Raw genomic sequence first — 5,481 nt, forward strand, 5'->3', positions numbered from 1 at the left:
GGGGATCATAGCTCTACCACTCCCTTGCATTTTGGGTAGTCTGAGCAGCCCCAGAACTGGCTGCCGGCCTTACGGCCTGACCGGGCCGTGCGCAGCACCATGGGTTTTCCGCAGCGGGGGCAGTTGGGGATCTGATCCGTCGGATCCGACGGATCAGACGGATCGGACGAATCCTTTTGCCGACGAAAAGCCAGCCGGGCGGCAGCCAGGCGCTCGCTGTAACCGCCTTCTTCGATAAACTGCTTTTCCAGGGCGGCGATCTGTCGGTCGAGCAGGAAGTTAGCCTGGTGGATCAGGCAAATCACGGCATTGGCACGGACCGCGGGATCTGCATGCTCCAGCCAGGGGGCGTAAAGCGCCCAACGCTCCTGATCCGTGAGATCCGTCAGATCGGTCGGATCAGTCGGATCAGACAGATCCTCTCGGAACCGCCGGGGCACTTCCCGCAAAGTCCGAGCTTCTGGGGAGTCTGCAGCCCACTGAGGGAGGTGGTGGTGGCGAAGGTAATCTTCGAAGTCAAGCAACAATTCTTCCAAGCTGGCGCGGGCGACGCTGAGCAGGCGCAGTTCCATTTGAGAAGAAGCAGCCGAAGCGCGGCTGGCCTCGGCGATGTTCTGCCGGCCCGATCGGGCGGCTTGGACCATCTGGTCAACCAGGCGTGAGCGCGGGTCCAGGAATTTCTCACAAAAAAAGTACGTTGCGTCGTAAATGAGCGTTGCGGTTTGAAAACTCGCGGTGCTGCGATATCCTCCGCTGGGCCGCAGGCGTTTTTGTTTATCGGATCGGTCGGATCCGTCGGATCGGTCAGATCGGTCAGATCTCATTGCGGTTCTCCATACGAAGCCGATTCCTCCCGCACCTGCATGGGCCGGGTTAGCGCATCGACAGACAGGTAGTAGTGGGCCACTTTGACGACCTCGTGCCATTCCAGGCGCGCGGGGTCTTTGATCGGCTCCTGGAGCTGCGGCTTCGTGGCGCAGTTGGTGACCACGTAAAGCCAGTAGCAGTCGCGCCGGTCTTCGGCTACGCGGCGTTCGTTCGGGGTGAGGAGGACAGTGCCTGTGGCCTCGGCCAGCCCTTTCACCTCGATGAGGCGAAGCTCCCCCGAGTTCAGGTCTAGGCTGGTGAGATCGTAGCCGAGGTTTTTCTCATGGACGTCGAAGACCTGGCGCCCTTGGGCGCGCTCGTATTTCATCGCCACCTGCATCGCGATAGCCTCGGTCTCCGGGTTGGGCTGCAATCGCCGGACTTCCGGCGCCTCGCGTTCAGGATGGGGCAAAACAAGGACACTAGCCAGCCGCTCCACGCCCTGCAGTGTCAGCGATCGCTGCTGCTCGAGCTCTTTGCGCCGCCGCTCCCGCCGCTGATGGAGCTCGGCGTGCCGGGCTTCCGCCTGGGCGAGGCGGCCTTCGGCGCCGGCGATCCTCTGCTCGACCTCGGCGGCCGCCCGGCCGATCTCCTCGTCGGCTCGCTGCAAGAGCTCCGTGAGCGAGAGTTCCACGTGCGCCGAAATCCGCTCGACCTCAGCGAGCCGATCCTTACGGGTCTCTTCGAGAAACGGCGCGAGCGCTTGGCTCTGGAGCCAAGCCGTCGCCTCGGGTGCCACGGCAACCGTAGGGAGTGTTGCCGGCGGGTCCGTCGGCGTAAAGTCGCCAAGCACGCTCGGCTCACGGAGGCGCGGCTCCCGATCCTCGGCAATCTCGACCGCGAACAGGCGTTCGTGGATGACCTGGCCAAGGCCATCGACGACCCGCGCCCGGTAGAAGTCGATTCGGGCCGGTGCGTCATGCTGGAGGGAGTAGAAGGTCGCCCCCTTCCCGAAGACGTCGAGCGCCTGCGCGTACGTGTGTCGGCGGATCGCCTCGAACAGCGGGTGACCGGGCGTGACCCACTCCAAGTTGTTCGTCTCCGCCGTCTCACGATCCGTCGAGCAACGAGGGTACTTGGCCGCCAGTGTGGGGAGCTTCCAGGTCGGGTCGTTCTCGTACCGACGTAGTACCGAGGGCGTTCGTCCCGGCTCGAAGGTATGGGGAAGGCGGGGGACGGTCTTGAGTGTGAGCGGCACGAACTCGGCCGCCTCCCGGATGAACCGCGCGATGGTCTCGGGAACCACGCGCCGCTCCTGAGCCCGCGCCCGGCGCTCGATGAGCATCTCGAGGTTGAGTGTCTTCGAGGCCAGTCCCTCAAGAGCGTTCTGGCAGATCGCGCGGAACTGGCGTTCGTCCACGTTCTTGAGGAGCCGTTCCTCCAGGTCGGCATCACCGAGCCGGCCCGCATAGTAGTCGCGCAGGACCCGCTCCACGTGGGCCGCCGGGAGCACCTCGCCCACCACATTGAAGACAGCGTCGTCGTCGAGGGCGTCCCGAATCTCCTGGAGCTTCTCCAAAAGCCGCTGAAGCACCCTGCCCTCGATGGTGTTCGTCGCCACGAAGTTGAAGATCAGACAGTTTTTGCGCTGACCGTAACGGTGAATGCGGCCCATCCGCTGTTCGAGGCGGTTCGGGTTCCACGGAATGTCGTAGTTGAAGAGGATGTTGCAGACCTGAAGGTTGATCCCTTCCCCAGCCGCCTCGGTCGCCACGAGGATCTGGATGGCCCCTTCGCGGAACTGCTGCTCAGCGTGAAGCCGCGTCCCTGGCTCGTCACGCGATCCCGGCTTCATTCCGCCGTGGATGCACCCGACTCGGAAGCCCCAGGACTTGAGCCGGTCCACGAGGTAGTCCAGCGTGTCTTTGAACTCCGTGAAGATGAGGAGCCGTTTCTCGGGGTGGTCGAAAAAGCCCTCCTGCTGAAGGAGACCATTGAGCTTGGAGAGTTTGGCTTCCGTCCCCGAGTCCTCGACCGCTCGAGCGTGCTCCGCCAGTCGTCGGAGCTCCCGGACTTCCTCACAGATCTGCTCGGCATTGCCCGCAAGCGTGATGGCTTCAAGCGCTTCTTCGAGCCGCTCGCGTTCGCTCTCTTCCATCTCCTCCAGCTCTTCCGGATCGGGAAGATCCGGCGGGGCCACCCGAGCGAGGTCTTGGGCTCGTTTCAGTCCTTCTTCCAGGCGCTTGGCTCGGTTCTCAAGGGAGCGCCGCATCGCGTAGGTGCTTGAAGCTAGCCGCCGCTGGTAGAGGGACATGAGGAAGCCGACGGCACGCGCGCGCGGATCGTCGCCCTGGGCTGCAGCCTTTGTGCTCTGCTGCTTCACAAAGCGTGTGATGTCGCGGTAGAGCTCGAACTCCGCCCCGTCAATCTGGAATTCGACGGTGTGCGGGATGCGCTTCGTGAAGATCTTTTCCGCCACCCACGTCCCGTCCGTTCGGCGCTCGGGGAAGTAGACCATCGCTTCCTTGGTGCGGCGCAGGTAGAACGGCGCGCGGCGGCGGTCCATCGCCTCGCGGATGGACCGGACATCTGCGTAGGCGTCTGCGTCGAGGAGCTGGAGGAAAAGACTGAAATTCAATGGATCGCCCTTGTGCGGCGTGGCCGTAAGCAGCAGCAGGTGATCCGATGTCTCCCTCAGAAGCTCGCCCAACTTGTAGCGCAAACTCTTGTGGGTCTCATCGGAGGCCGACATGCGGTGCGCCTCGTCGACAATCACCAGATCCCAGTGGACTTGCCGCAGCCCAGGGAGAATGTCCTTCCGCTTCGCGAGGTCGAGCGAGGTGATGATGCGCTTCTGTTCCAGCCACTGGTTGACACCGAACTGATCGCGGATATCGCTGCCCTTGAGAACAAGAAACTTCGCGTCGAATTTCTCCTTGAGTTCGCGCTGCCATTGAAACGAAAGGTTGGCAGGACAAACGATCAGGATGCGTTCGGCCAGGCCGCGCAGTTCGAGTTCGCGGATCAGCAGGCCGGCCATGATCGTCTTTCCCGCCCCGGCGTCGTCGGCCAGCAGGAACCGAATCCGGGGGAGCTTGAGGAGGTAGTCGTAGACAGCCTCGAGCTGATGCGGCAGCGGGTCCACGCGAGAAATCGACAGGCCGAAGTAGGGGTCGAACTCGTAGGCGATCCCAAGGGAGTACGCCTGCAGGCCGAGGCGAAGGAGGCGCCCGTCCCCATCGTAGGAGTGCCGGGCATCGAAAATGGTCAGGTTCTCGAGGTCCCGGGTCGTCAGCGTGACCTTGCGGAACCGCTCCGACTGCGTGCCGACCAGTCCAACCACCCACGTGTCGGTGCCGTCCGCACGCACCGTCTCCACCCGCATCGGTTCGCTGAATAGGGGTCCCGTGAGAATCTGTCCTTCTTCTAGGGTCCTTTGCTCACTCATATGGCATTCCTTACGCCAGACACGGCGGCCGTAGCGCATCGCCGCTAGTGTTCGATCATCGAAGTCCCCTTTACCAAAAACACCTTCAGTATGGCCCAGATTGCGGTACGCTTGTGAACTTTCCCGCATCTCATGCCTCCCAATGTGTTAGTATTATTGAAAATTTCAACAACCGTGGGGAGTGCCTCATGGCCACGGTCAATTTCTCCGTCCCTGACGAGATCAAGGAAGCTTTTAACAAAGCCTTCGCGGGCGAGAACAAAAGCGCCATCATCGCCCGCCTGATGAAACAGGCGGTGGAGGAGAAGGAGCGCCAGCTGCGGCGGCAGGCGATCATCGAGGAACTCACCCGGACCCGCAAGGACCGCCCCACCGCCACCGATGAGGAAATCCGCCGGGCACGCGAAGAGGGGCGGCCTTGAAGGTCGTTCTCGATGCCAGCGTGCTAATCAAGTGGCTGCTCGCCGATCCTGAGCGCGAGGTCTATACCGAGAAAGCGACCGAATTGGTCATGGCCGTCGGTCGTGGCGAGCTTGATCTGATCCTTCCTGACCACTGGCTGGTCGAAGTGGCGGCGGTATTGTGCCGCATCAGCCCGCAAACCGCCCAGGGTGACGTGGAAAGCCTTCATCTTCTCGACTGGCCCACCCTCAACACCCCCTGTCTGTACCGGGTGGCAACACGACTGGCGGTCGAGCTGCGCCATCACCTGTTCGACACCCTCTACCACGCCACCGCCCTGGAAGCCGGCGCCACCCTGGTTACCGCCGACGCCCACTACTGGCGCAAGGCTGGCGGCCTGGGCCGAATCACCCTGTTATCCGATTTCACCGTTTGACATCCTCCTTCCCTACCTCCTTCCCTAAAGGAAGGAGCCAACCCTAGTATTGAAAATTATGCGCGATAGTGAATATATGCTCATGGAAGGCACTATGATGAGCACGGGCAAGGCGGCGAAGCTGCTTGGCGTCTCGGTCAAGACCCTGCAACGCTGGGAGCGCGAGGGGCGTTTAATTCCGGCGGCGCGAACGGACAGCAACCGACGCCTGTACACCGAGGCGCAACTCCTCGAGTTTATTGGCTTGCGCAATGAGGTATCTAAGCCAACGCGACTTGTTGCCTACTGTCGCGTATCCAGCGCCGCGCAGAAGTCAGACCTGGTCAACCAGCGTAAGGTGCTGGAAGAGTTCGTCGTGGCTAAAGGCTTGTCGAATGTTGAGTTTATT

The 5,481-nt window shown here is 62.1% G+C and carries 5 protein-coding genes; 3 read left to right on the forward strand and 2 right to left on the reverse strand.

What is annotated here, in order from left to right; translation table 11 throughout:
- Window positions 1-5: 5 nt before the first annotated feature.
- The gene (locus tag ACYQ3M_RS11425; RefSeq protein ID WP_460036212.1) at window positions 6-824 is read right to left on the reverse strand and encodes a four helix bundle suffix domain-containing protein; all 819 of its coding nucleotides are present in this window, start codon (window positions 822-824) and stop codon (window positions 6-8) included.
- Entirely contained in the window at window positions 821-4,255 is a 3,435-nt protein-coding gene (locus ACYQ3M_RS11430; RefSeq protein WP_460036213.1) for a helicase-related protein, read from the reverse strand. Before ACYQ3M_RS11430 ends, ACYQ3M_RS11425 begins: the two co-directional genes overlap by 4 nt.
- 188 nt (window positions 4,256-4,443) lie before the next feature.
- Between ACYQ3M_RS11430 and ACYQ3M_RS11435 the strand changes: the two genes are divergently transcribed.
- The 3 genes from ACYQ3M_RS11435 to ACYQ3M_RS11445 all read left to right on the forward strand — a co-directional run.
- Window positions 4,444-4,677, forward strand: coding sequence for a hypothetical protein (locus ACYQ3M_RS11435; RefSeq protein ID WP_460036214.1), 234 nt, complete (start codon window positions 4,444-4,446; stop codon window positions 4,675-4,677).
- A complete protein-coding gene (locus tag ACYQ3M_RS11440; protein ID WP_460036215.1) occupies window positions 4,674-5,093 on the forward strand; it encodes a type II toxin-antitoxin system VapC family toxin in 420 nt (139 codons plus the stop codon). The genes ACYQ3M_RS11435 and ACYQ3M_RS11440 overlap by 4 nt, the downstream gene beginning before the upstream one ends.
- A gap of 58 nt (window positions 5,094-5,151) precedes the next feature.
- On the forward strand, window positions 5,152-5,481 hold a 330-nt coding region (locus tag ACYQ3M_RS11445; protein WP_460036216.1), incomplete at its 3' end, for a MerR family DNA-binding transcriptional regulator.

It is taken from the genome of Methylothermus subterraneus (assembly GCF_054656915.1).

Bases quoted from the DNA above. Each gene is read 5' to 3' on its own strand.
- ACYQ3M_RS11425 (WP_460036212.1), bottom strand. From the start codon at position 824: ATGAGATCTGACCGATCTGACCGATCCGACGGATCCGACCGATCCGAT.
- ACYQ3M_RS11430 (WP_460036213.1), bottom strand. From the start codon at position 4,255: ATGAGTGAGCAAAGGACCCTAGAAGAAGGACAGATTCTCACGGGACCC.
- ACYQ3M_RS11435 (WP_460036214.1), top strand. From the start codon at position 4,444: ATGGCCACGGTCAATTTCTCCGTCCCTGACGAGATCAAGGAAGCTTTT.